We start from the raw sequence: 26,517 nt of genomic DNA on the forward strand, positions 1-26,517 counted from the left end.
TTCCCTCGTACCTAAAAGGCTAATAACTAAAAGCGTGTAGAAAAAGCAGTTGTTATTAGTTATTGTGTCCAATAATAATGTAAGGTAATAAAGAAAATAGAGTTGATTTTAGTAGGGTAATTATATATTGTCATAGGATAGCCTTTGATTAAGGGTTATTGGTTTTTGAGTCGGTAAATACTGAATTTGCAAGATGCTATATTTACCGATTCAACTAAATTTAAAAAATAAAACATATTAAGCTCTTTGTTTGCTGCTCAGCCTAAAACTTTACTCTTTTATTTTTTCAGAACTTAAAAGTAAAGCTTCAAGCCTAGTAATCAACGAGCTTAATATCAATTACAATATTCACTTTATTGTAATTATTTAATCATGTCAAGGAAAAACGCAGCTCCTGCGTTTTTATTTTATTTGTGTGGTTTCATGACACTTGTTAATAATATACAAATCTTTTTAATAGGAAAATTAAAAGAATATAATTTAAAAAGAAAAGATTTTGCTAAAAAAATCGGTATTTCTTATACTGCTGTTAATCAGCTTATTAATGCACAAAGACTAAATCCTGACATCGCAACAATATTAAAGATTGCTAAATGCTGTAATTGTACCATTGATAAAGTTATAGGAAGAAAAATTAAAAAAGATTCTAATAAAGTTAGAAACAATGCCCCCGCAGAATCAGAAAAATATAAATTTAATGATATATCTTTAGAAGAAGCATTATTAAATTTAAAAAATTTTATTAATAAAAAATTAAAAGAGGAAAACCTTAAACCTAAAGAATTAAGCAGAAAAATAGGATTTAGTGAAAGCCCTATTGTTGAATTTATTAATAATACTACTAAAAGCTTAAGCACTGAAGTTATACTTGCACTTGCCAATTATTTCAAAGTTTCGATTGACGAAATGATAGGCAGAATTCCACCTTCAAACCAAGAACCACAAACCTTAGAAAAAGATAAGATTACTAATTAGTTTTGTATAATTCTATGATTAAATTACCTTGTACTTGGCGTAAGGGTCATAGATATTATAAAGTGCATCTACAATCAAACTTCTTCGGCTCAACTAGCATAATCTGCTCTTGGGGTTCTGTTTGTAATAATCTTGGTAATTGTAAAATTATTATTTGGGGTTTTCCACAGGAAAGGACAATTTTTCTCGCAAGAGGTAGACGCTGCCTTAAAACGTATTATCAGAATTAGACAATATAGAGGTTATAACGTCTCTTCTACTTTTAATTAAAGTATGCTACGAAAGTAAGGTGCTGGGAATTAAGCTCCGCCATTAATATAACGACTTTCCACTAATACTTCTTATTTTAAAAAATAATTATAATAGCAGATTCCCAGCATAAAATAAGAATTTACACTTGGATTTGTTTATATTAATGGTAAGCTTAAATACCATTAGAGAAATTAAACCATAAAGAAAATTATTAATTAGTCAAGGTTTTCAATTTACATTTGAAACTAATTAGTTAAATCATTTATTCTTTATATACTCCTGATAAAGAAGCTTGTATAATGTTTATTTTATAATGGGAAATAACATTATGTCTAAAAAGAACAAGCCTAAACATGACGAAATTATACGAAGTGCTTTTGAAAATCCTATAGTAGCCAAAGAATTTTTTGAAACTTACTTGCCTCCTCATATCAAAACTTTATTTTCTTTTGAAACTCTTAAAATGGAAAAAGATAGTTTTGTAGAGCGTAACCTTAGGAAATCCATATTAGATATTTTATTTTCTGCTAAATTTGATGGTGAGGATGGTTACTTATTTTTATTGCTGGAACACCAAAGTACCCCCGACCATTATATGGCTTTTCGCTTATTTAAGTATATGTTAAACATTGCTGAATATCATATGAAAGTAACTAAAAGTAAGCAATTTCCTTTTATTTACCCCGTCGTCTTCTATAATGGTCAAGAAAAATATAATGCTCCTCTTAATTTATGGGAATTATTTAATAGTAGTGAACTTGTAAAAAATACTTGGATTAATGATTATCAATTAATCAATGTTCACGATATCCCTGATGAAAAATTAAAAGAAAAAGCTTGGTCTGGGATATTGCAATTTTTTATGAAGCATATACACGAACGAAATTTGTTAAAGAGATGGCAAGAAATAGCTGACCTTTTACCTGAATTTATCAAAGTTAATATTGGTATTGGTTATATGGAACTAATTTTTTCCTACACCTTGAATAAGATAGGGGAAAATGATAAAATAGAACTAGAAGAAATGTTAAAATCACATCTAAACCCTGAATTAGGAGAAAAACTTATGACTAGCTTAGCACACCGTTGGGAACAACAAGGCGAAGAAAAAGGTAGAAAAAAAGAAAAAATTATTATAGCCAAAAATTTAATCAAAGCTGGTTTAAAAACTGATTTAATAATTACCTCAACTGGCTTAAAAAAAGAAGAGATTGAAAAACTAAAACAATTTTAAAAGGATATACTTTATGTTGTCAGCAGAATCAATTTATTATTCATTGTCTTTTAATAAGCACCATTCAGCAAAACCACTTTATAAATTATTTTCTAATAAGGACCAGTGAGTCAGTCATATAATTTGTGTAAGTTAAAAAAAAACAGATAAAGAATTACTGTAAAAAATAACAACTTAAATAAAGGAAAATATGGCTAAAAAATTAGAACAATGATCTTGCAACAAAAAAACGGACAAATTAAAGAGAGACATTTTTAATTTTTTTATAATGTAACTCGTACTCATTTGGAGTTTGATAATTTAATGTAGAGTGCCTCCGTTTTTGGTTATAAAAAGTAAAAATATAAGTAAATATATCAAGCTTTGCTTCTTCTAAGCTTTGGTATTTTTTAAAATAAACAAGCTCAGTTTTCAGAGTGTGGAAAAAGCTTTCCATAGCAGCATTATCATAGGACACACCAGTCTTTCCATGACTTAAAACAATTCCGTGTTTTTTGGTTGCATTATAAAAGTCAAAACTAGTAAATTGGCTTCCAAGATCAGAATGATGAATAAGCCCTTTTAAGGGTTTACGTTGTAATGCAGCAGAGTTAAGAGCTTTAATTATCAAATCAGTTCTCATAGTTTCTTCTAACGCCATACCTACTACTTTCCGTGAGAACAGGTCAAGTACTATAGCAAGATAAGCCCATTTATTATTTACAGAAATATAACTTATATCAGCTACCCAAATGCTATTTGGGCTTGAGGCAGAAAAATTTTGTTTAACCAAATCTTCTCCCCTATGATAAGGTTTATCAGACTGCCTTGTAGTCTTTTTAAACTTTCTGTACATTTTTGCTTGAATGCTATTTACTTGCATTAGCCTTGCTACTCGAGGGCGTGAGCAAACAAAGCCTTGTTCTTTTAACTCTGTATGAATCCTTGGACTTCCATAAGTTTTATAACTTTCTGTAAAAATAGTTTTAATCTTACTTATCAATTCCTCATTATATTCAGCTCTTTTACTTGGCATGTGATTAATAAAATCATAATAACCACTTCTACTAACCCCTAAAATCTTAGCCATCTGATCTACACAAAAACAAGAACTATGATTCTTCATATCAGCAATACGAGGTATATATGAAATTAACCCGGATATTGCATGAAGTGAGATTTAAAGTAAGAAATTGAGTAATTTATAATATTAGCAATGATACTTTTGTAAAAATTTTGCCAAAAAGTGCTTTGAAGCCGTTATTTTCAAATTTTAGATGTAATGCCCCTTACCCCATTTTTTCTAAGCACCGGGAACAGTGCTAATCTAGGTTATTCTAATGCTAATTTCTTCATCACATGATTCCATACCTGTCGGTAAGGATATGATGAAGATAACAAAAACTTAATACGCCTAGTATTACGGATAATTACTACCCCAATTTTTAATAATTTTAAACGTATTGTACCTATTTGTGCTTTTGCTAATGCACTACCTTGTAATAAATTACCTCTGATATATTCTACTAAAGTGTATGCAAGACCCGATAAAATCATTCTGAGCTGATTAGCCCACCATCTATGACAAGAAGTACGATCTGCAAATAATTCTAGTTGTTGCTCTTTTATACGGTTTTCCATATCACCACGACCACAGTAAACTTTGTCGTATAAATCTTCAGGTTTATCTGATAAATTAGTTACTATATACCTTGGATTTTCTCCAAGCATTGTCATTTCTGCCTTACCAATTATTCTACGTTCATGACTCCAACTACCAGCCTTATATGGAAACTCACTAAAAAGACGTTGCTTTTCTTGGGTTATAATAAATGCTGCTTTTGACTTCTCCATTGTAGGTTTCAGTAACTCATTTAGTCTGTTATTTTGGGGCATTCCTACAATATATTTTATATTATGAATATCACACCAATCAAACATCTGATGACGACAAAATCCACTATCACCACGAAAAATAATCTTTACCTCTGGCCAAGCTTGGCGAAAACGTTTTACTAACAATGATAATATTGCCCAAGAATGTTTTGCTTGATCCTGCTTTGACGTCCTAAGATAACTAACTAACAGATGCTTTCCACAAAAAACATACAAAGGTAAAAAGCAATTATGACCGTAATAACCATGATAAAACTTACCTTCCTGTTGCCCATGAATTTCATCATCCGTAGCATCAAAATCAAGTATTAGCTGCTTTGGTACTATTTTATGAGACTTAATAAATTTATCAAGCATTAGTTCATGCACTTTAATTGCAAAGTGTCTATCAGCATTGTTTTCTATACGACATAAGGTAGAACTACTTGCCATATCATCAATTGTTTCCATAGCTGTTTGCATAGCAGGACATTTTCGTAGATAATTGTGGTCATTTAAATCTTCATAACCTAATGCAATACCATAAATTCGTTGCCTCAGCATTGTTGCCATATTATGGGTAATTTTACTACCATCTCGTCTATCAGGAAATATTTTAGCAAGCTCCTCTGTTATACCAAGCCTTTTATCTGCTTCTCTTAATAACAACACACCTCCATCGCTACTAATATCACCTCCAGTGAAATTTATCTCTATTGTCCGATTTTTTACTTTGGAAAACTGGTAACTATATGCTATACAATTTGTCATGACAAAATCCTTTGTATTATTCTAATGAAATACCAGTATTATACAGCTTTACGAGGATTTTGTCTCCTATATCTCATGCAATATCCGGGTTAAGAAAATCAGGTTTGAATCAAACAATTTGTTCAGCTAAAGCAGGTTTTTCACAACGTAGTGGTAGGAATTTAGAACGTAGGGAAGTGTTATCTTTATCGAAAGGGAAGAAAGTACGTAAGTACCGTAACGATCCATTAGAAGGAGTATGGGAAGGTGTATTAGTTCCTTTATTAGAACAACTACCATATTTAACATCTTGGACATTATTAGAATATCTTCAAGACGAATACCCAGGAAAATATCCGGACAGCATTTTAAGAACTGTTCAGCGACGCACTAGCAAGTGGAGAGCATTATATGGTCCGGAAAAGGAAGTTATCTTTCGCCAGCTTCATGTACCCGGTCGTCAAGGTTTATCGGATTTTACTGCTTTAAAAGGCATAGAGATTACTATTTGTGGTAAACCGTTTAAGCATCTATTGTATCATTTTCGGTTAGCTTATAGTAATTGGTCTTTTATGAAAGTGATTCAGGGCGGAGAAAGTTTTACCGCTCTTTCTCAATCGCTTCAGGATGCATTATGGAGTTTAGGAGGATGTCCTGAAGAACATAGGACTGACAGTTTGTCAGCTGCTTTCAAGAATTTATCGCAAGAGGAGTCAGATGATATAACATGTTCTTATAAAGAAGTATGTGCTCATTATGGCATGCATGCTACAAGAAACAATCGTGGGAAAGGACATGAGAATGGTAGCGTTGAGGCTGCACATGGTCATCTTAAGAGACGTTTAGAGCAAGCTCTTTTATTGCGTGGTTCTTATAATTTTGAATCTATAGATGACTATCAAAATTTTATAGACTCTGTTGTTCAACGACACAATAATCGTCATCAACCACAACTTTATATTGAACGATCTTATTTAAAAGGATTGCCGGCCCACAGAACTATAGATTTTAGCCAAACAACAGCTAGGGTGACAACTTCTAGCACTATTACAGTAAAAAAAGTTATGTATAGTGTACCTTCCAGATTAATAGGGTATCAATTAGGAATACATATTTATGATGATCGTTTGTCATGTTACTTGGGAAGTGATCATGTTTTGGATTTACCTAGAGTAAGAGGGGATGACAAGCAAAAAGCAGCTAGATGCATTAATTATCGTCATTTAATTAATAGCTTGGTACGTAAACCCGGAGCTTTTCGCTATTCTATTCTGCGGGATGACATACTACCAACTCCTATATATAAAAAAATTTGGTTGCTAATTGATCAACATTGTACACCACGTCAGGCTAATAAATTGATGGTAGGTATTTTAAAGCTTGCAGCAGATTATAACTGTGAGCAACAATTAGGAGAATTTGTTGTGTCATCCCTAATTAAAGGTAAGGTTCCTTGTTTAGGAACGTTACAAAACCGATATCAACCTTGTATGAAGTTAGTACCTCCTCCTGTAGAAATTAAGCAACATTCACTACAAACATATAATCATCTTTTGCCTTCATTTTTAGTAAGAGAGGTTAGCCATGCATAATGCTACAGCACTACCTATACTTTTAAAAGAGTTACGTCTACCTACTATACTTGAATTATGGCAATCGATTTTACAAAAAGCAGAGCATGAGGGATGGGATTATACTAAGTTTTTATCTATCCTTTTTGAATACGAAGTAGAAGCTCGTCAGAGGAAAAAGATTCAAACTTATTTAAGAAAAGCTCATCTACCGGTAGGTAAATCTTTAGCTACTTTTGATTTTAGTCAGGTTCAAACTTTAAATAAAGCAAAAGTAGATGACCTAGCTTGTAATATTAGTTGGGTTAAGCGAGCCGAAAATTTATTAGTTTTTGGTCCATCCGGGGTAGGAAAAAGTCATTTAGTTGCTGCACTAGGGTATGCATTGGTAGAAAAAAATATCAGAGTACTCTTTACTTCCCCCACTAAGCTTGTTCAAAATCTGCAAGCCTCTCGTCGAGATTGTCGCCTTCCGGCAGAACTTGCTAAACTTGATAAATATGATGTTATTATCCTTGATGATATAGGATATGTACGTAAGGATGAAGCTGAAACGCATGTTTTGTTCGAACTGATTGCTCAGCGATATGAATCAGGGAGTCTTATTGTTACATCTAATCAGCCTTTTAGTGAATGGGATAGTATTTTTGCTACAAACTCTATGACTGTAGCAGCTATCGATAGGCTAATTCATCATTCTACGATTCTAGAAATTAATTCTGAAAGTTATAGGAAAAAACATGCTCTTAAACAAACTTAATACTTACAGAAAAACAATTATAAAATCAAGTATGACACAAATTTAACGTTGTTATATCTAGAATTTAAACTTAAGTAAATATTCCAATATTATAAAGCATTAACAAAAAGGAGGCTTATTTATGCAAACTTATCCACCCTCTTACCGGCAAAGTTAGCTGTCATCCCCAGGCAATAAATTTTGTCGTTGCATACCAATACTTCTCTTTAAGCCACCACCAGTATTTATTAGGATGTCTTCTACAAGCAAATCTTGCTTGTCGCATCCACATCCAACGATCTAGTTGGATAAAAGTTCTTTTGGCTATAACTTTGTTAAAATAACTGCACCATCCCATTATTCTAGGATTAAGGTTTTCAATTATCCTATCAATTTCCCATGAGAAGCTTCTTTTCCATTCTATCATCATTCGCTTTTTGAATGATTTTATAGTATCTTTGGATGGTTTAACTAGTAGTGTTATACCTCTTCTTCTACTCTTGGTATTATATTGCCGGATATTAAATCCCAGAAAATCAAACCCTTCTTTAATATGAAGTATCTTAGTCTTTTCTTCTGATAATGCTAATCCTCTAATATTTAACCAATCGTTAATTATCTTCTTTGCTTTAATACAAGAGCTTTCAGATTTTGCACAAACTATAAAATCATCAGCATATTTTACTAAAGCATATTCAGATTTTGGATGGAGATGATCATATTTATCATAAGTTATGTTAAGTATGTCTTCCATTCCATGAAGAGCTGTATTTAAAAGTAAGGGACTTATTACTCCCCCTTGAGGAGTTCCAACTGTTGTTTTGGTGAATTGATATTCTTCCATCACGCCAGATTTAAGCCATGCTTTAATCCAATTTCGTGCTGGAAAATGTAAAGCTAATCTACCAAGAAATACTACGCTAGTAGTAGATGAAGCAGGAATGGTAGGTAATAGTGATTATTTAGAATTATTAAAAGTAGCAAGGAGTAATAATTGTAATTTGATACTGGCTGGAGATGAGAGACAACTCACTTCCGTTGAGCGAGGAGGAATGTTTGCAGTATTGGCTAGTAAATTTGGCTCATATGAGTTAAGTAGCATTAGAAGACAAAATAAAGTATGGGCAAGAGAAATGGCTTCATGCTTTGCAAAATCAGATATTGCCGGTGGTCTGCGGTTACTAGAACAGCATAAATGTTTAAAGATTGATCATACGCTAGAAGAATCAATGGCAAGATTAATTAATGATTGGAGTAACAGCAAATTTGCTCTAAATGAGCGTTTAATAATTACCATGCGTAATGTTGAAGTAGATAGTATTAATCAAGGGATCAGGGAGTTATTAAAAGCTAAAGGCTTGCTTACCGGTAAAGAATATAGACACTATCTATCATCTGAAAAGCACGAAGATTATATGGCAGGAGATCGTATTTTGTTTAAAAGTACTAATAAAGATTTACAAATAGAAAATGGTGAATTTGCAACGATAACTTCAGTAAGTAACGATAGATTGATAGCTAAAACAGATAGCGGAAAAGAAATAGAATTTAATCCTCAAGATGTAAGCTTTAAACATGGCTATGCTTCTACAGTGTATAAAGCACAAGGAGCATCAATTAAAGATGTCTATGTATTACATAATCTAGCAGGAAATAGCAGAAATTCTTATGTAGCCATGACTAGACATATAGAAGAGGTAAAACTTTACTATAATAGGAAGGCTACCAGGAATATGGCCAGTTTAATATCGCAACTTAGCAAAATAGATAATAGGCTATCTAGCATTAATTTTAAAACTTTAGAAGAATTAGTAGCGATTCAAGATCAAGAAAATAAGAGTCCTAATATTATAGATAAAGTAGGTGATTGGTTTAAACGGGTAGTAGAAGATATTAAGAATAGATTACATAGTAATGATAACTATTACCACTTAAGAATAAGCTCAAGACCACCTGCTAAAGTAGCAGAAATCCTAAGAAGCACTAGCACAAATTTTGCCACAAGCCATAAAGCCCAAGAAGAGCGAAAAAGCTCTTCTTATAACCTCAAGAATTGTAATAAACAAGATACAACAATAAGTGTTAAATTACAAGAGGATATTATGGCAAAGAATAAAATAGATTATAATGCTATTAATAAACAAGAAGCATTGGAATTGAAGCAAAGATTATCATTTAAAGCGGAAGAAATAGGTAGAAATTTGCTAGGTAGTCCAAATAAGCATTTATCAAATAGCCAGTTACTCCGCTGGGAGAAAGATGGCAAAATAGTGATGAGGATAGGTGGCAGTAAAGCCGGCAGATGGTATGATTTTAGTAAAGGAGAGGGAGGAGATTTATTTACCTTAGTACAAAGAGAAAAAAATTGTGATTTTGTAGAAGCTAAGAAATATTTACAAGATATGGTTGGTATATCAAACAATAGCAAGTTATTAGAAGATAAGATAAAAGAGCAATTTGACCAAAAAGTTAAGAATCAAGATCAACAAGCGAAATATGCTGAAATATCTAAGATAAAGAGAGCTGAAGAATTATATGAAAAATCAGATTCTATAATCTATATGACGCCAAATAATATAGCAAAAAAATATTTATTAGAACATCGTGGAATTAAAAAAATATTAACAGGATATCAATAATGATCTTAGAACCAATATGATGTGGGACAGTAATAGCAAACAATATTATCCTGCATTAATTGCTTTTGCTAGAAATAAAGATGGTAATATTACCGGTGGACAATCAATTTATTTAAACAAAGACACAAATAATAAAGCTGATATTGAGGTTAATAAACGTTCATTTGGTAGAATCAGAGGTTCTTTTGTTGAGATTAATAAAAATAACGAACAGCAGAACGTACAAAGCAGGAATGTACAAAGCAGTAAAGATGGCAATAATTCAGTTAGTAATATAACGATTATAGCAGAAGGGGTAGAAACGGCTTTAAGCATTGGGGAAGCTGGTATTAAAGGCAAAATTCTTTGTAGTTTAGGTGTAAGTAACATTAGGAACTATGAGCCTATCAAAGGTGAGAGAATAATAATTGCTGCTGATAATGATGGTCAAGAAGCAGTATCGGTTCACACTGTAATGAAAGCTCAGGAAGAATTAATTAGCAAAGGAGCTGTAGTATCAATAATACGACCACCAGAAAAAGGCGATTTTAACGATATGTTAAAATCACAAGGAGCAGAATCTATAAACAAGCTTATAGAGCCTGAAATAGCAAAATTAACAGTAGCTAGTAAAATAACTAAACAGTCTCCTTAAAAGCAAGTGATGATAGCAAATCACAATTTCAGTCTATAGAATTACTATTGTCAAAAATGGTAAATAACGATAATAACGAACTAAATAATTTGCAACAACAGCAAATAAAAGCTTTAGCCCGGATATTGCATGAGATATAGGAGACAAAATCCTCGTAAAGCTGTATAATACTGGTATTTCATTAGAATAATACAAAGGATTTTGTCATGACAAATTGTATAGCATATAGTTACCAGTTTTCCAAAGTAAAAAATCGGACAATAGAGATAAATTTCACTGGAGGTGATATTAGTAGCGATGGAGGTGTGTTGTTATTAAGAGAAGCAGATAAAAGGCTTGGTATAACAGAGGAGCTTGCTAAAATATTTCCTGATAGACGAGATGGTAGTAAAATTACCCATAATATGGCAACAATGCTGAGGCAACGAATTTATGGTATTGCATTAGGTTATGAAGATTTAAATGACCACAATTATCTACGAAAATGTCCTGCTATGCAAACAGCTATGGAAACAATTGATGATATGGCAAGTAGTTCTACCTTATGTCGTATAGAAAACAATGCTGATAGACACTTTGCAATTAAAGTGCATGAACTAATGCTTGATAAATTTATTAAGTCTCATAAAATAGTACCAAAGCAGCTAATACTTGATTTTGATGCTACGGATGATGAAATTCATGGGCAACAGGAAGGTAAGTTTTATCATGGTTATTACGGTCATAATTGCTTTTTACCTTTGTATGTTTTTTGTGGAAAGCATCTGTTAGTTAGTTATCTTAGGACGTCAAAGCAGGATCAAGCAAAACATTCTTGGGCAATATTATCATTGTTAGTAAAACGTTTTCGCCAAGCTTGGCCAGAGGTAAAGATTATTTTTCGTGGTGATAGTGGATTTTGTCGTCATCAGATGTTTGATTGGTGTGATATTCATAATATAAAATATATTGTAGGAATGCCCCAAAATAACAGACTAAATGAGTTACTGAAACCTACAATGGAGAAGTCAAAAGCAGCATTTATTATAACCCAAGAAAAGCAACGTCTTTTTAGTGAGTTTCCATATAAGGCTGGTAGTTGGAGTCATGAACGTAGAATAATTGGTAAGGCAGAAATGACAATGCTTGGAGAAAATCCAAGGTATATAGTAACTAATTTATCAGATAAACCTGAAGATTTATACGACAAAGTTTACTGTGGTCGTGGTGATATGGAAAACCGTATAAAAGAGCAACAACTAGAATTATTTGCAGATCGTACTTCTTGTCATAGATGGTGGGCTAATCAGCTCAGAATGATTTTATCGGGTCTTGCATACACTTTAGTAGAATATATCAGAGGTAATTTATTACAAGGTAGTGCATTAGCAAAAGCACAAATAGGTACAATACGTTTAAAATTATTAAAAATTGGGGTAGTAATTATCCGTAATACTAGGCGTATTAAGTTTTTGTTATCTTCATCATATCCTTACCGACAGGTATGGAATCATGTGATGAAGAAATTAGCATTAGAATAACCTAGATTAGCACTGTTCCCGGTGCTTAGAAAAAATGGGGTAAGGGGCATTACATCTAAAATTTGAAAATAACGGCTTCAAAGCACTTTTTGGCAAAATTTTTACAAAAGTATCATTGCTAATATTATAAATTACTCAATTTCTTACTTTAAATCTCACTTCATGCAATATCCGGGTTAGCACAGTTTGGCACAGCAGAAAATATCGATACTGCTTTACAAATCTACAGAGAAAAAGGTATAGATTCTTGTACTGCTTATAGTAACAAGATTTGCATAGCAGCAATAGAGCAGAAGATACAGAAGGATTTACAAATTATGCAGAATAAATTTGATCCTAATTATAATCTTGGTGATAAAAAATTTTGTGATATAGTAGTACATGATTTTCAAGGCAAAAGCCATCTCGTCCCTGAAGATTACTTAAATGCCATAGGAAGAGATAAACAAGTAATGCAATATATAAGTCCAAGCTCAGAAATAGCTAAAGAAATAAGAAGTGCGGTAAAGCAAGTATCTGAGATCAAGCTAAATCAAGGAATAAGAGTTTAGAGTGTAGTGTAATAATATTTTATCAAGTTAAAAAATATAAATATATGAGTGAACAAGGAAACCTGCTGGGTGATCCAGATAAAGGCACAAAGAAAGCTAAGCATGATAAGATATTTCGTAAGGCACTGGAGAATCCTCTAGTCGCCCATGAGTTCTTTAATGCACATTTGCCCCCAAATATTAAAAGTTTAATAGATTTTCCTAGTTTAGCAATGGAAAATACCACTTTTGTAGAAAGCTCTTTAAAAGATTCTATCTCTGATGTTTTATTCTCATGCAAATTTGATAAACAAGACGGATATTTATTTTTACTTGTCGAGCATCAATCAAAAGCAGATCATTTTATGGCTTTTAGGCTATTTAAATATATGATTAATATTTGTGAGCGATATTTAATACAAAATCCTAAAGCTAAGACTTTACCATTAATATACCCGATGATATTTTACAATGCTCAGGAGAAATACAATGTTGCAAGGAATTTGTGGGATTTATTTGCCAATAACAAATTAGCAAGAGAATTATGGATTAGTGATTACCAGTTAGTGAATGTCCATGAAATACCAGATGAAGAGTTTAAACAAAGGATATGGTCAGGGATATTAGAATTTTTTCTCAAGCATATACATGAGAGGGAATTATTAAAAAGATGGCAAGAAATATCAGATATATTACCGGAATTAACCAAAATAACGATAGGTTATGATTATCTAGAAATGATATTATATTATACATTGACGAAGATAGAGCAAGATGATAAAATAAAACTAGAGAATTTATTATCAACAAAGTTGAATCCAGAAATAGGAACAAGGCTTATGAGAAGTTTAGCAGAGCATTGGCAACAAGAAGGAAAAGAATTAGGTATTCTTGAAGGCTTACAAGTTGGTGAAGCTCAAGGTATCCAAATTGGTAAAGCTAAAGGTATCCAGATTGGTGAAGCTAAAGGTATCCAAATTGGTAAAGCTGAAGGAAAAGCTGAAGGAAAAGCTGAAGGAAAAGCTGAAGGGGAATATAATAAAGCAGTAGAGGTAGCAAAGAAAATGTTAGCTCAAGGTTGCAATATTGCTTTAATTTCTAGTGTAACCGGTCTTGATGAAGCTTTTATTAGTTCTTTAGAGTAAACATATTTCTTGTAAAATTTACTCTGCTGTTTGAAAAATCATTTATAAAAAATTCTGAAATAACAAAAAAGTTTTTTGTACACAGCTTACCTCTAAAACTCGTAATACTAAATTAGCGATTTAAAGGGGCATTATAATAGGATTTTTCTTTATAAGGTATTCCCCCCTCCGTGACCGTTCACGGTAATTTTAGTAAATAGCAGAAAGGGTTAACACCTTGGAGTTTAGAGGTCGCATAAAGTGACTTAATCCTTTCTAAGAATCTGTCGCCTCTTAGTGACCATGTAAAAAAAGAATTTTTTCGATATTTAACAAAATGTTTTATCTGTCGTTCTGCCAAGTTATTAGTTAGCTCTATTTGTGGATCATATAAAAAGAGCCATATCATATCGAATGATTTTAGTATATTATTTGCTACCCTTTGGGCTTGTAAGTAGTCAGTATTAGCGACGTCTTGCAAGTAATACAACATAACCTTTTTAATTTTTTGCATTACTGCTAAATATCGAGCTTGATCTAGCTTATTTTCTTTATGTAAATTATAAAGCCTAAATATCGTATCAGTTATATAAAGAAGGTCTGAACCAATTTTAGCAAGCGAGGCATTCTGACTATAAGCAAATCTTTTAAAATCTCTACGCAAATGAGCTAAACATATTTGACGTTTGTTGCTATCAAACATGTTATAAGCTGCATATCTATCGCTTATTACTTTGCCTTCATATTCCGGTAAAAAACTTTTTAATACCTTCTGCCCTCTTGAATTAGCTAGCTTAAATACCGTCAAAGCTTTGTTTGCAGCCACCCAACACCAATGTTTATTGCCTTTATTATTAGAACTTGTCTCATCTAAATGTAGGTAACTGCTCTCTTCGATTTTATTCAATAATTCATTATATTTATCTTCTAACTTAACTGATATTCTGTTCTCAGTATTAGAGATTAAGCCAAGACTAATATCAAGGTTAAATATTTGCTTTAATATTAATTGTACTTCTCTCTTACTATTATTAAAGAATCCACTTAAAGAGCTAATTATACTTTCAGCGTTTTTCCCTAACAATCGATAATTATCAAGTTTTGCTTTATATCTTCTATTACATAAAGTGCATATTTTCCTATACAACCTATATTCCGTAACAACCGGCTGGATAATAGGAATTTCTATTTTTTGATGGGTTCTATATTTTTCTTCTAATAGCAATGAACCACCGCATTTACAACTCTCTTCTTCAGGTATAATATCAACGTTGATATTTGATGCTTTTATTTCATAAGCATTATGTTTATGACCTATTTGACCACCGGGATTTTTATCGCTCTTTGGCTTTGTCTTCTTCTCTATCCGGTATATATCTTTAGAACTAGGAAGACCAGAGTTGCTAGAGTTCTTATTTAGCCTATCTTCCAACTCTATTAGCTTAATCTTTAATTCTTTATTTTCTTGTAAAAGCCGTTGGTTGGTTACTTCTAATAATTCTACTAGCTTTTCTAACTCTATAATTCGATCAAGATTATTCATTAATATTGCTGCTTTTCTTTTCCTATCTATTTCTATATAATTCTATTTACTTTTAAAGCTCCTATTTTCATTTATTTTTTATATTATCCGTGAACGGTCACCCCCCCTCCATCAAACAATTGAAATCTTTTAAAAATGCCATTAAAATGGCTTTTATGTTTTTGGATTTAAATCAAATTTGTAAATTCATTGGTAATTTAGTAATAGGGAAATTACCCACAAGTTTTACATAACAGGTAAGATCTGGTAGATTCATGATTTCAGATGGCATTACTAATAATTTCCTTTTCTCTAAGCTGTGCATATTTACTCCATCACGCATGGAGTTAGCACCATAAGAGAGATTCTCTTGAGTTTCAATAATTTCTTGCTCACCAAGCATTAAAGCTGATTTATGTGCTGTCTGCTGATCACTCACTCGAAAAATAAATTTACTGCCAAATAAATCAAGCATTGAAGCTGCTCCTGCATTACCATATATCTCCTCTAATTGATGAATATTCTGCATGCCTGCAACAACGCAGCCACCATATTTCCGGCTTTCAGCTAAAGCTATAGGGAGTGAAGATATCTTTTGTAAAGCTGGCAGCTCATCAATCACAAACCACATATTACTATGAGTATTATTGATATTCCTATTCATTAATGCTTTTATCGCTATGCTAATCCATGCAGCAATAAGTGGTCGTAGCATTACTCTTTGATTAGGAGTTGCTGTGATAAATAACCAACCTTTGTCCGCAGTAAACCACTTTCTAATACTAAACTCACCTTTAGGCTTTAAATGTTGTAGAGCTTCAATATTTTTACTAACAGTTGCTTGAATACCTGAGGAAGTCTCAGGTGCACCACTACTAATTATACCGGCTACTGCACTGTTTTTAAAGATCCTAACAAATTCTTTATTATTTGCATAAAGAATAGTATTTATTAGCTTTTTGATGTCTTTGCTATCATGATATAATCTTAATCCTTCAGCTAATACTAGCTCAGCACTTTTAGCAAAAAAATCATCTAATTTTGGATTATAATTACTAAAACTACTGGCTATATCATTATAATCCCAAATTTCATGACAATCATTCCACGGTAGCCAATGCTCTGTACCATCTTGCAAAGGATTAAGTATCTTATCACATTTTGGATCAAAAAATCTATCAGTAAAGCTACCTGTTAAATCAATAATAATTGCTCTACCTCGTTCTTTTCTAATCTGAGGTAACAGCTCATTTAACATGTTAGTTTTACCGCTACCTGTAGTACCGGTAATAAGAATATGTCTTCTCTCGCTATCTTTAACTAATGGCAATCCAGAAAAGCAAATATTAGCAGCTTGCTTGTTTTTATAAAGCATTGTAGCTAAAGTTTTAGTTTCTACAAAATCTGCACCCCTAATCTTATCTTGGATAACAGCTTTTTTACCTCGATACATAAAAAAGATGATAGCAGTAAACAGACCAATAGTAAAAGTAATAATACCTTCTTGCCAAGCTGAATGCAATAAAAATTGCCCAAATTGATTGATATTATGCGAATGCGGTGTAACATGCCAAAATTTATGAACAAATTCTTCAGCATTACGGTAAACCCAAGCTTTTTGCTCTAAATAATAGAATTTAATACCTATTTGATCTATAGGATAAAAATGTACTCCTATAGCAAGTTTTAATTGTGTGTATCGCTCTATGATAAAATAATATAGGCTTATTAAAGATAATTGCTGAGATATTCGTAATATCAGCCAAATTACAGAAAATATTAATCCAATAGTTAAAGCATTAATACTGCCTTGCCCAAGCATTCTCATCTGATGAGCAAAAATTTGTGAACCACGAGTAAAATTATTTTGATTTTGTTGCATCCAATTATAAATTATCTTGCATTATCTTTAATTTTTCTTCAAACTCATTAGCCATTAGATCATTACCTAATTGCCTTAAAGCTTTAATTATTGCTTCATATTCTGTCATAAGATTAGGTTTGTATTTAAGAGCTAAGTGAAAATTTTCTTTAGCTTCCTTATGTTTTTCCATGCTAATTAAAGTAATCCCTTTTTCTAAGTAACTTTCAGCATAATCAGATTTATACTTAATAGCTAAATCATAGCTCTTAATTGCATCTTGATATTTACCTAATTTTCTAAGAGCTATACCTTTTTCTAAGTATGATCCTATATAATCAGGATTATATTTGATTGCTAAATCACAATTCTCTATTGCTTCCTTATGTTTTTTTAATATGTTTAAAGACATGGCTTTGTTATAGTATGCTTCTACACAATTAGGCTGATATTTAATGGCTATATTACAGGTTTCAATTGCTTCTTGATATTTTCCTAAGTTTATTAAAGCTGCACCTTTGTTGTTATAAGCATCTGCATAATCTGATTTATACTTAATAGCTAAATCATAGTTTTCTATCGCTTCTTGATGTTGCCATAAAGACATTAAAGATATTCCCTTATTATAATAAGCTTCTGGATATCTAGGATTATATTTTAAAGCAAGATCAAAATTCTCTATCGCTTCTTGATACTTTCCTAAATTATTTAAAGAATTCCCCTTATTATTATATGCTTCTGCAAAACTAGCATTATATTTAATAGCTATGTCATATAAAGTTATAGCTTTCTGATACTGTCCTATTGTATTTAGAACGTTTCCTTTATTATTGTATGCTTCTGCACAGTGAGGGTTATATTTAATGGATAAATCATAATTTTTAATGGCCTCTTGATATTTTCCTAACTTATTGAAAATTATTCCTTTGCTATTATAAGCTATAGCATAGTAAGGCTTATATTTAATAGCTAAATCATAGTTTTTGATAGCTTCCTGATATTTATCTAATTTATAAAAAGAACTACCAATATTGAAATATTCTTCAGCTAAAATATTAGGATCTTGAATTTGAATGTGTTGGTCTATTTGTTGGTTTGTATTAGTAGAATTAGTATAGTCTTCCGCTAAAACAACATTACAAAATATTAGTGGTAAGATAAATATGAATGCTAATTTCTTAATATTTTGCATAAATTTTTCTCAATTATTTTCATTTTTATAGCCTGGTAGTTTAATATTTCTTTTCTTTATCGCCTTATCGCTAATGCCAATATTATCTGCTATTTGCTGGCCAGTTCTGACAATCGTTGATTCAGGAGTTTTATTAAATTCATCTTCAATCTGTTCCTTCTTATTTTTTACTTTATCAGATAATTGCTCTAAAGTCTTTACTTTTTCTACTTCATTATTATCTACATTATTAATTAGCATTTGTTCTACATTTTTATCATAAATATCATTTCTTCTGTTATCAATACTACTAATAGCAGCTTGATCATTTAATCGTTGTTTATTTTCATCAAAACTTGTTCTTAAGGCTTCTTTCGACGGAATATTGACTCTACTTACAGAGCTTAAGTTTTGAGGTATAGTATTATTAATTTTAGCTATGTTTAAAGCTATTTGTTCAGCATCTTTTTGGTGAGTACTTGCCCACATAGCAGCTTGCTCTTTACTACTTACTCCAGGAATATTTTTGGCAATTATGCTATTTAATACCGGTTCATTTAAATTACGATCAATAGCAGCAGAGTTTTGAGACACGTAATTCATATTATAGCTTAATTGCTCGATATTTTGTTTAGTTCTGGCTATTTCTTGCCCTACAGATTGTTGCTCAGAAAAATTACTATTTAGATTATTACTAAATGACTGCAGATCACTATTTGTGTGACCTAATCTACCCTCTTTAGTGGCACTTTTAATCTTAGATAATGCTTCATTATATGATTGTTGTTGGTTGACTGATTTTCCTTGTTCTTTTCCTTGGACATGATCTGATGTAACTCTTGATATTGCAGTACCAACCATAGTATTTAACCCTATACTTCCCTCAGCACTAGTACCAGTTCCTTTTCTATTACTGCTACCAGTATGATCAGTAGCAGCAATGCTATCTGAATTCATCTGCTGCAAGGCTAGATACTGGCTATCAGTAATACCGATAGATTTTGCTTCTTCATAGCTTAATCTTTTGCCTATTTCAGTTGCTATAGAATTTCCTGTAGTAGCTAAATCACTATATCTATCATTTAATGAGTCAAGATAACTTTGTGAACTCATAAACTGAGATTGATAACTATCCTGCAATAATTTAGAGGAGCGGTAATTGTTAACAAGTGAGTCTACTGCTTGAGTCAGCACTTGTCTACCACTATCAGTACTGGTGACTCTCATTCCTCCATCATCAATAATTCCTCCTGCTAATTGCAGCGTTGGGGTAAGATTTTGCTGGGCAATTGTTCTATTACCGATGTTGTAATTATCCATAGATAGGTTATTATCAGCAATATTAGTACCAATATTACTTGCAACCGGTACCGGAGAAAATTGATTGGCCAAAGTGGTAGTTGCATGAGCACAAGCCTTTAATACTGCCCAGGATAACATCGGAACTGAAGCTGCTAACATCTGAAATGTTGCAAACTCATGCAACAGCATTTCTGAAAAACTCCCCTGCGATAAGATATTTAAACCAGTAAGGTGACTTGTGCCTTTACCGGCTAAACTAATCATTCCTAAACAATGAATCACGGTAAAAAATACCGGCCAGCTAGTTACCCAGAGAATTAAGGTTATCCAAGTTTTAAAAATTGTATAACCACCAGGCAACATTGACATGGGAAATACTACAAAAATAAGGCAAATTACCAAAGCAAAAAATACTGACTGTAAGATGGGCATGATATTTGCTGCCATTTCTCCTGCAACCAGGTAAGAAAATGATTGCTGAAATAACCCGCGGGTCGCATTCATACTTACTAACTGAGGATATATTCTAGAGAGTGAGAATTTTTCCCGCAAGTCATCATAAGCTTCACGATTAGCATTAAGTAACATTGCTTGCCTCATCCACTGGTGAATATCTGTTTGCTCTTTTTTAAGATATTTTAACGTATCAGATGTCATAGCTTTTAATCTACTCGCTAACATCTCCTGCCTATCAGAGCTAATGCCTATAATATTTGCAAATTTAGTTAATAACCCATCATTTAATTCTTTATTAATAGCTGCCTTAATTAAAGGAGTTACCTGCCTGCAGGTTTTAAAAGAAATAGCAGAATTACTTGGATCTTTATAATATATACCAAAATTATTGGGTATATTTTGCTGAATAAAAGCAATGATGTCACTAGCTCTTTGTGCTTCTGCTTTTTTACCTAAAATATTGCCGATGATGTAAGGTTTCATAAAACATTGTCTTAAGAATTCTTTTGTGTTGGTTAAAGTTACTGGATCCTCTATTTGAATATCCTTGATTTTACCAATAGCTTTTGCCCCAAACATAATCCCATTCTTCCTGCTTGATAACCCTTCATCAGGTGGAAGTAAATGCTTTTCTAGCGTTTCTGATAAGGAATAACTTATTTTTGATGATATAGAGGCAAAAAAAGCAACACCTATTGGGATATTGTCGATCTTAACAGGAGCCTGCATTGATATTTCATCCTTAAGCCACACATTTGCTTTTGGAGCAAATAAAAAGATAAAAATAAATAAGGATGGAAAAAACCACTCCATGGCAAAAATACCAATATTACCTCTAAAAATAGCACGAGTTGCTGCCCAAATTCCACCAATTGTCAAAGCAAATTTACCTACTGGTGTAAAATACTCACTGTGGGATGCAAATACTCTTCCTATACCATTAAAAATTTGCCATAATATATCTCCTCCACCAAATGTATGTATTACGTAATCTGCCATATGCTTTTTATATTTTTATCTTCTTTGCTTATTTTTGTACCTGCTTATCTTCTTACTCATCTAATTTTAATTTATAATTAATTTTTTAAGCCCTCTCTTTAGCTATTAAATGTTGTTCTATTAATTTTGCTCTTCTATCAATCTGATCACTACTTGTTAGCATATTACTCCATTTCTCCTGAGCAAAAAGTTGCACTCGATCTAAAGCTTTTAAGTAAGCAGTTAAATGATGATCTACTACTTGTTTCGGTTTTAGCATGGTAACTGCTTTTCTTACCTCTGAGATTACCTCCTTTAAATGCTGCAGCACACTATAACTGGCAACTAATTCTGAAGAACTATCTAAAATAGTTACTCCAGATATTGCCTCTAAAGTAATATAATCATATATTGGAAATGCTTCTCCTATTGAGGATAGGAAAGATATGTCTGCATTACTAAACTCGTTATTACTTGTAAGTTTGCTCTTTAATTCATCTAGCTTGGTTTTAGCCTTACCTTGATATGATTGCTCTTGCGGGATAAAAATATTTTTCTGTAAGCTGGGATTTAAGCAACTAGAATTATCACAATTATAAATTGATGCTGATTCTCCACCTTTTAAATGAGTAATCCAGCTTTTTTCATCTTGAGCAAGTGACGCAAGAAAATAGACATTATTATCTCGAACTATAATAGTTCCTGTCATTGACATAATGGCACTTCTCATATTTTCAGGAATCCCTGCTTTTTCTGCTGCTTTGGTAAAGATATTATAATCGGTAAGCATTAATTCCGGATCTTTATTTTGGACATTCGCTAAAGCTTGTTTCTGCTCTAGATCATTTCTACATCTTTTTCCTGCGGCAAAATAATCAAAGCCAGAGCTGGATTGTAAATCCTTGCAAACTGATTCTCTCATGGCTGAATCTTTAGGCAAAATGGAAGCAAAAAGAGCCTTAGTCATTTCACAATCTCCCTTAGCAAATTGATTCATTTCCATAGCAAGATTTCTTAAATCTTTTAAGGCATTTTCAATTTGTGGAGCAAAAGTTTTAAGACCCAATGAAAAAGCATAAGCTTTTGCTTGCGTACCAATATTTTTCATCAGCTGTACCAGCTCTTCACCTGAAATAATCGAAAAACTACCAAGATAAGTGTCTATACCACTACAGCTCATGGTCAGTGTTGGCGGAGTTATAGAGATCGGATTAAAAGCTGTTTTACTAGTCCGCATTGATAATCCTCCTGCCGCATAATAGCCAGCAGCTTGAGATTGATATGAACCAGGTTTCGTTACATTAACACTCATCCCTTCAAATACATCCTGTAAATCCCAAGCATAAGATGTTGTTGCTTGTAACAATAAAACTATCATGACAATATGTATCACATGCTTTATATAGATCACTCTTCTAAACTTATTGTTACCAATCATAATCACTAACCTTTAGTCCATTATAGTGCTGAACTATCAATAAAATATTTTTAGCAATTTTATCTTCACTAATAATTCCTCTTGCAACTGGATATATTTGTTTACCACTGCTATCCACTAAATACACCGGAACAAGATTTGTAGGATTAAGACGACTGAGCAACCCAGTATCCCTAGTAGTTTTTATATATTCAAAATTTTCTCCATCATTGGAGACAAATAACAGCTGAAATTTATATTTATTGGCAAATTCTAGTACAATGGGAGTAAATGCATGACAATACTCACATCCTTGATTTACTTGCAGAATTAATCCCCAATCCTTAGCTAAAAATCTTAGTTTTTTGCTGTTTTCTTCTTCTTGCCTTACTTCATATAATTTCTTATGTAAGGAATTTACTGGTTCATCCATGTTTACTAGCTTGTAATCTAATATCGTTGCTAGTTGCCACATGGTGGCAAATTTATGTGATTTTTCTAAGATTTGTTTATGTAACCTTTGAGCAATAATGACATTTTCAAGAGTAGGATCATCTAAGGCTTGGTGCTGTGCTCTATTAAATTCCTTCTTTAAAGCTTCTATCCTTTGATTATAAGGCTCAAGTTCTGGCTCTTGCTTTTTTTTATCTTGAGAAAATTTTAATATTTCTGGCTTGTAAGCATGATCCTCGTTATACCATAAAAACCCTTGAGGTTGTTGCCAAAACTGATTATTTACATTAAACCTGATCATTTCATTTTTATTACTACTATCTAACTCCATAGTACCAGCAAATGCATGATTTGACCAATCATTGATTAATAACCATAAATTAATTACTAGTAATGTAATGGCTAGTAATGATTTATTTGCTATGTTTACCAGCCACTTCATCATTTTAATAGGATAAATTTGAATCAGTATGATTATTATTAAATCTTTGTTGTTGCATTATAGGCATCTGGTTTTTTAGTTGCTGCGGAAAATTCTTATGCATTTTACTTTTAGCGTGATCAAGTAAATCACTAAACAGCTCCTCTAAATCAAATTTAGAAAAATCTATTCTTTGCAGCTCTTCTACTGTAAACCCCCTGCAATTAGCATGTTGTGCCGTGCCAAAACTAATAGATAATTGTTTTTTGCCTTGTTCCTGAAATACTCGTGCAAGTTTTGAATTAAAACAACAATAAGTAGATTTTTTGGTAATACATTTCTTAAATATAGGATCTTTCTTAGCACAATATGTACCAACATAGTGACACTGGTCTTTTGCCCTTTTTAAGGCTAAGGCTTGTTCTTCTGCATTACATCTGCTAAGCCCTAGCCCGGATATTGCATGAGATATAGGAGACAAAATCCTCGTAAAGCTGTATAATACTGGTATTTCATTAGAATAATACAAAGGATTTTGTCATGACAAATTGTATAGCATATAGTTACCAGTTTTCCAAAGTAAAAAATCGGACAATAGAGATAAATTTCACTGGAGGTGATATTAGTAGCGATGGAGGTGTGTTGATGTGGCTATAGTATTCCGGACAGTTAGTATGAGACAATATTAACAGAAAGGAAATACAGTATGACAAAAACAAAAATGTATTCTAGTGAATTTAAAGAATCAGCAGTTAAATTGGCAACTGAATCGAAGCGACCTGTTATTCAGACTGCAAAAGAATTAGGTATCAGTAAGAATACTTTATATAGTTGGATAGATAAATATTCTAAACAATTTGAAGAATCAATAACAAGAACAGATGAACATCTGTATGATGAATTAAAAAGATTAAAGAAAGAGCTGGTGATAGTAACACAGGAGCGTGATATACTAAAAAAGGCTGCAGCGTACTTTGCAAAAGAGTCCCTGTAAGGTATGCATGGATAAAGAAGCATCAAGATGATTTCTCAATTGCAATTATGTGCAAATGTATGAAGGTATCACGTAGCGGTTATTATGAGTGGTTAAATAACCCTGGATGCAATAGGGATAAAGAAAATAGAGAATTAACCTGTAAGGTTAGAGCTATTTTTCAGGAAGGTAGACGAAATTATGGATCTAGACCCATTAAAAAGGCTTTGTTGAGGCAAGGCATAATTGTTAGTCGTAGGAGAATTACAAGACTAATGAATGAAGCTGGCTTAGTATGTAAAACTAAGTATAAATTTAAAGCAACTACTGATTCTAAGCATAATAAGCAAGTTGCTCCTAATTTATTGGATAGACAGTTTAAAGTTTCTAATGTTAATTGTTATTGGGTTGGTGATATCACCTATATCCCAACTGGAGAAGGATGGTTATATTTAGCAACAGTTATTGATCTATTTTCTAGAAAAGTAATAGGCTGGTCAATGAATAGTAATATGAAAGCTGATTTAGTTAATAATGCTTTGCTAATGGCAATATGGCAACGTAAACCACCTAAAAAGCTTATTTGGCATACTGATAGAGGTAGCCAATATTGTTCTGATAGTCATTTAAAACTTATAAAACAACATGGTATTATACAGAGTATGAGTCGTAAAGGAAATTGCTGGGATAATGCTGTTGCTGAAAGCTTTTTTCATACTATAAAAACAGAATTAATTTATCAACATAAATTTAAAACTAGGGAGGAAGCAAAACATGCTATATTTGAATATATAGAGGTATTTTATAATCGTATAAGAATGCATTCTGCTAACGATTATCTATCACCAGTACAATACGAAAAAATACAAAAATGTGCGTAAAAAACTGTCCGGAAAACTGTTGACAGATCAAGCAGATAAAAGGCTTGGTATAACAGAGGAGCTTGCTAAAATATTTCCTGATAGACGAGATGGTAGTAAAATTACCCATAATATGGCAACAATGCTGAGGCAACGAATTTATGGTATTGCATTAGGTTATGAAGATTTAAATGACCACAATTATCTACGAAAATGTCCTGCTATGCAAACAGCTATGGAAACAATTGATGATATGGCAAGTAGTTCTACCTTATGTCGTATAGAAAACAATGCTGATAGACACTTTGCAATTAAAGTGCATGAACTAATGCTTGATAAATTTATTAAGTCTCATAAAATAGTACCAAAGCAGCTAATACTTGATTTTGATGCTACGGATGATGAAATTCATGGGCAACAGGAAGGTAAGTTTTATCATGGTTATTACGGTCATAATTGCTTTTTACCTTTGTATGTTTTTTGTGGAAAGCATCTGTTAGTTAGTTATCTTAGGACGTCAAAGCAGGATCAAGCAAAACATTCTTGGGCAATATTATCATTGTTAGTAAAACGTTTTCGCCAAGCTTGGCCAGAGGTAAAGATTATTTTTCGTGGTGATAGTGGATTTTGTCGTCATCAGATGTTTGATTGGTGTGATATTCATAATATAAAATATATTGTAGGAATGCCCCAAAATAACAGACTAAATGAGTTACTGAAACCTACAATGGAGAAGTCAAAAGCAGCATTTATTATAACCCAAGAAAAGCAACGTCTTTTTAGTGAGTTTCCATATAAGGCTGGTAGTTGGAGTCATGAACGTAGAATAATTGGTAAGGCAGAAATGACAATGCTTGGAGAAAATCCAAGGTATATAGTAACTAATTTATCAGATAAACCTGAAGATTTATACGACAAAGTTTACTGTGGTCGTGGTGATATGGAAAACCGTATAAAAGAGCAACAACTAGAATTATTTGCAGATCGTACTTCTTGTCATAGATGGTGGGCTAATCAGCTCAGAATGATTTTATCGGGTCTTGCATACACTTTAGTAGAATATATCAGAGGTAATTTATTACAAGGTAGTGCATTAGCAAAAGCACAAATAGGTACAATACGTTTAAAATTATTAAAAATTGGGGTAGTAATTATCCGTAATACTAGGCGTATTAAGTTTTTGTTATCTTCATCATATCCTTACCGACAGGTATGGAATCATGTGATGAAGAAATTAGCATTAGAATAACCTAGCCCGGATATTGCATGAGATATAGGAGA

Annotated in this window: 18 protein-coding genes and 2 pseudogenes; 10 read left to right on the forward strand and 10 right to left on the reverse strand. The window is 32.3% G+C overall.

The genetic code is table 11. The annotated features are described in order from the left end of the window. Positions 1-423: 423 nt before the first annotated feature. Both AAGD48_RS01330 and AAGD48_RS01335 read left to right on the forward strand, forming a co-directional pair. Positions 424-975 (forward strand): helix-turn-helix domain-containing protein, encoded by a 552-nt coding sequence (locus tag AAGD48_RS01330; protein ID WP_341790152.1) that lies wholly within the window; start codon positions 424-426, stop codon positions 973-975. A 580-nt stretch (positions 976-1,555) separates the two neighbouring features. Next, positions 1,556-2,461 (forward strand): Rpn family recombination-promoting nuclease/putative transposase, encoded by a 906-nt coding sequence (locus tag AAGD48_RS01335; RefSeq protein WP_341790153.1) that lies wholly within the window; start codon positions 1,556-1,558, stop codon positions 2,459-2,461. Between the two features lie 238 nt (positions 2,462-2,699). On the opposite strand, the gene AAGD48_RS01340 is transcribed toward AAGD48_RS01335, so the two are convergent. Beyond that, positions 2,700-3,566 (reverse strand): IS3 family transposase, encoded by an 867-nt coding sequence (locus tag AAGD48_RS01340; protein ID WP_341790154.1) that lies wholly within the window; start codon positions 3,564-3,566, stop codon positions 2,700-2,702. 206 nt (positions 3,567-3,772) lie between these two features. Further along, the gene (locus AAGD48_RS01345; protein WP_341789277.1) at positions 3,773-5,086 is read right to left on the reverse strand and encodes an IS1380 family transposase; all 1,314 of its coding nucleotides are present in this window, start codon (positions 5,084-5,086) and stop codon (positions 3,773-3,775) included. Between the two features lie 59 nt (positions 5,087-5,145). Here AAGD48_RS01345 and istA point away from each other — a divergent pair, with 59 nt between their 5' ends. Next, entirely contained in the window at positions 5,146-6,657 is a 1,512-nt protein-coding gene (gene istA / locus AAGD48_RS01350; RefSeq protein ID WP_341790155.1) for an IS21 family transposase, read from the forward strand. After that, positions 6,650-7,396 carry an IS21-like element helper ATPase IstB gene (istB, locus tag AAGD48_RS01355; protein ID WP_341789733.1) on the forward strand — a complete coding sequence of 249 codons (747 nt, stop codon included), beginning with the start codon at positions 6,650-6,652 and terminating at the stop codon, positions 7,394-7,396. Before istA ends, istB begins: the two co-directional genes overlap by 8 nt. 160 nt (positions 7,397-7,556) lie before the next feature. On the opposite strand, the gene AAGD48_RS01360 is transcribed toward istB, so the two are convergent. Continuing rightward, positions 7,557-8,219: a reverse transcriptase domain-containing protein gene (locus AAGD48_RS01360; RefSeq protein ID WP_341790156.1), complete on the reverse strand. Its 663-nt coding sequence runs from the start codon at positions 8,217-8,219 to the stop codon at positions 7,557-7,559. Between the two features lie 49 nt (positions 8,220-8,268). Here AAGD48_RS01360 and AAGD48_RS01365 point away from each other — a divergent pair. The 4 genes and pseudogenes from AAGD48_RS01365 to AAGD48_RS01380 all read left to right on the forward strand — a co-directional run. Continuing rightward, positions 8,269-10,770: pseudogene (locus tag AAGD48_RS01365) on the forward strand (AAA family ATPase); the annotation flags it as partial. 84 nt (positions 10,771-10,854) lie between these two features. Beyond that, positions 10,855-12,168: an IS1380 family transposase gene (locus AAGD48_RS01370; protein WP_341789277.1), complete on the forward strand. Its 1,314-nt coding sequence runs from the start codon at positions 10,855-10,857 to the stop codon at positions 12,166-12,168. A gap of 167 nt (positions 12,169-12,335) precedes the next feature. Next, a pseudogene (locus tag AAGD48_RS10600) lies at positions 12,336-12,719 on the forward strand (conjugal transfer protein TraA); the annotation flags it as partial. Between the two features lie 44 nt (positions 12,720-12,763). Beyond that, positions 12,764-13,843: an Rpn family recombination-promoting nuclease/putative transposase gene (locus AAGD48_RS01380; protein ID WP_341790158.1), complete on the forward strand. Its 1,080-nt coding sequence runs from the start codon at positions 12,764-12,766 to the stop codon at positions 13,841-13,843. Positions 13,844-14,021: 178 nt separating this feature from the next. On the opposite strand, the gene tnpC is transcribed toward AAGD48_RS01380, so the two are convergent. The 7 genes from tnpC to traN all read right to left on the reverse strand — a co-directional run bounded on the left by tnpC (position 14,022) and on the right by traN (position 23,884). Next, positions 14,022-15,365 (reverse strand): IS66 family transposase, encoded by a 1,344-nt coding sequence (tnpC, locus tag AAGD48_RS01385; protein ID WP_341789949.1) that lies wholly within the window; start codon positions 15,363-15,365, stop codon positions 14,022-14,024. 172 nt (positions 15,366-15,537) lie between these two features. Beyond that, positions 15,538-17,226 carry a type IV secretion system DNA-binding domain-containing protein gene (locus AAGD48_RS01390; protein WP_341790159.1) on the reverse strand — a complete coding sequence of 563 codons (1,689 nt, stop codon included), beginning with the start codon at positions 17,224-17,226 and terminating at the stop codon, positions 15,538-15,540. 4 nt (positions 17,227-17,230) lie between these two features. After that, the gene (locus AAGD48_RS01395) at positions 17,231-18,397 is read right to left on the reverse strand and encodes a tetratricopeptide repeat protein (RefSeq protein WP_341790160.1); all 1,167 of its coding nucleotides are present in this window, start codon (positions 18,395-18,397) and stop codon (positions 17,231-17,233) included. A gap of 9 nt (positions 18,398-18,406) precedes the next feature. Beyond that, complete coding sequence (locus AAGD48_RS01400) at positions 18,407-21,133, reverse strand: conjugal transfer protein TraG N-terminal domain-containing protein (RefSeq protein ID WP_341790161.1); 2,727 nt, start codon at positions 21,131-21,133, stop codon at positions 18,407-18,409. A gap of 85 nt (positions 21,134-21,218) precedes the next feature. Beyond that, entirely contained in the window at positions 21,219-22,550 is a 1,332-nt protein-coding gene (locus AAGD48_RS01405; RefSeq protein WP_341790162.1) for a conjugal transfer protein TraH, read from the reverse strand. Continuing rightward, the gene (locus AAGD48_RS01410; RefSeq protein ID WP_341790163.1) at positions 22,540-23,427 is read right to left on the reverse strand and encodes a conjugal transfer protein TraF; all 888 of its coding nucleotides are present in this window, start codon (positions 23,425-23,427) and stop codon (positions 22,540-22,542) included. Before AAGD48_RS01410 ends, AAGD48_RS01405 begins: the two co-directional genes overlap by 11 nt. 1 nt (position 23,428) lies before the next feature. Next, a complete protein-coding gene (traN, locus tag AAGD48_RS01415) occupies positions 23,429-23,884 on the reverse strand; it encodes a conjugal transfer protein TraN (protein WP_341790164.1) in 456 nt (151 codons plus the stop codon). Positions 23,885-24,109: 225 nt separating this feature from the next. On the opposite strand from traN, the gene AAGD48_RS01420 reads away from it, so the two are divergent. Together AAGD48_RS01420 and AAGD48_RS01425 are read left to right on the forward strand one after the other, a co-directional pair. After that, positions 24,110-25,257, forward strand: a protein-coding gene (locus tag AAGD48_RS01420) for an IS3 family transposase (protein WP_410526007.1) whose coding sequence is annotated in 2 segments (ribosomal slippage) — positions 24,110-24,356 and positions 24,356-25,257 — 1,149 coding nt in all. Because the reading frame shifts where the segments join, the coding sequence is not laid out codon by codon here. 19 nt (positions 25,258-25,276) lie between these two features. Then, positions 25,277-26,485, forward strand: a complete 1,209-nt coding sequence (locus tag AAGD48_RS01425) for an IS1380 family transposase (protein ID WP_341790165.1) — start codon at positions 25,277-25,279, stop codon at positions 26,483-26,485. The last annotated feature ends 32 nt before the right edge of the window (positions 26,486-26,517 follow it).

Origin of the sequence: Rickettsia endosymbiont of Polydrusus tereticollis (assembly GCF_964026385.1) — a bacterium.
In the GTDB taxonomy this organism is placed as follows: domain Bacteria; phylum Pseudomonadota; class Alphaproteobacteria; order Rickettsiales; family Rickettsiaceae; genus Rickettsia.

Bases quoted from the DNA above. Each gene is read 5' to 3' on its own strand.
- AAGD48_RS01330 (WP_341790152.1), top strand. From the start codon at position 424: ATGACACTTGTTAATAATATACAAATCTTTTTAATAGGAAAATTAAAA.
- AAGD48_RS01335 (WP_341790153.1), top strand. From the start codon at position 1,556: ATGTCTAAAAAGAACAAGCCTAAACATGACGAAATTATACGAAGTGCT.
- AAGD48_RS01340 (WP_341790154.1), bottom strand. From the start codon at position 3,566: ATGAAGAATCATAGTTCTTGTTTTTGTGTAGATCAGATGGCTAAGATT.
- AAGD48_RS01345 (WP_341789277.1), bottom strand. From the start codon at position 5,086: ATGACAAATTGTATAGCATATAGTTACCAGTTTTCCAAAGTAAAAAAT.
- istB (WP_341789733.1), top strand. From the start codon at position 6,650: ATGCATAATGCTACAGCACTACCTATACTTTTAAAAGAGTTACGTCTA.
- AAGD48_RS01360 (WP_341790156.1), bottom strand. From the start codon at position 8,219: ATGGAAGAATATCAATTCACCAAAACAACAGTTGGAACTCCTCAAGGG.
- AAGD48_RS01370 (WP_341789277.1), top strand. From the start codon at position 10,855: ATGACAAATTGTATAGCATATAGTTACCAGTTTTCCAAAGTAAAAAAT.
- AAGD48_RS01380 (WP_341790158.1), top strand. From the start codon at position 12,764: ATGAGTGAACAAGGAAACCTGCTGGGTGATCCAGATAAAGGCACAAAG.
- tnpC (WP_341789949.1), bottom strand. From the start codon at position 15,365: ATGAATAATCTTGATCGAATTATAGAGTTAGAAAAGCTAGTAGAATTA.
- AAGD48_RS01390 (WP_341790159.1), bottom strand. From the start codon at position 17,226: ATGCAACAAAATCAAAATAATTTTACTCGTGGTTCACAAATTTTTGCT.
- AAGD48_RS01395 (WP_341790160.1), bottom strand. From the start codon at position 18,397: ATGCAAAATATTAAGAAATTAGCATTCATATTTATCTTACCACTAATA.
- AAGD48_RS01400 (WP_341790161.1), bottom strand. From the start codon at position 21,133: ATGGCAGATTACGTAATACATACATTTGGTGGAGGAGATATATTATGG.
- AAGD48_RS01405 (WP_341790162.1), bottom strand. From the start codon at position 22,550: ATGATTGGTAACAATAAGTTTAGAAGAGTGATCTATATAAAGCATGTG.
- AAGD48_RS01410 (WP_341790163.1), bottom strand. From the start codon at position 23,427: ATGATGAAGTGGCTGGTAAACATAGCAAATAAATCATTACTAGCCATT.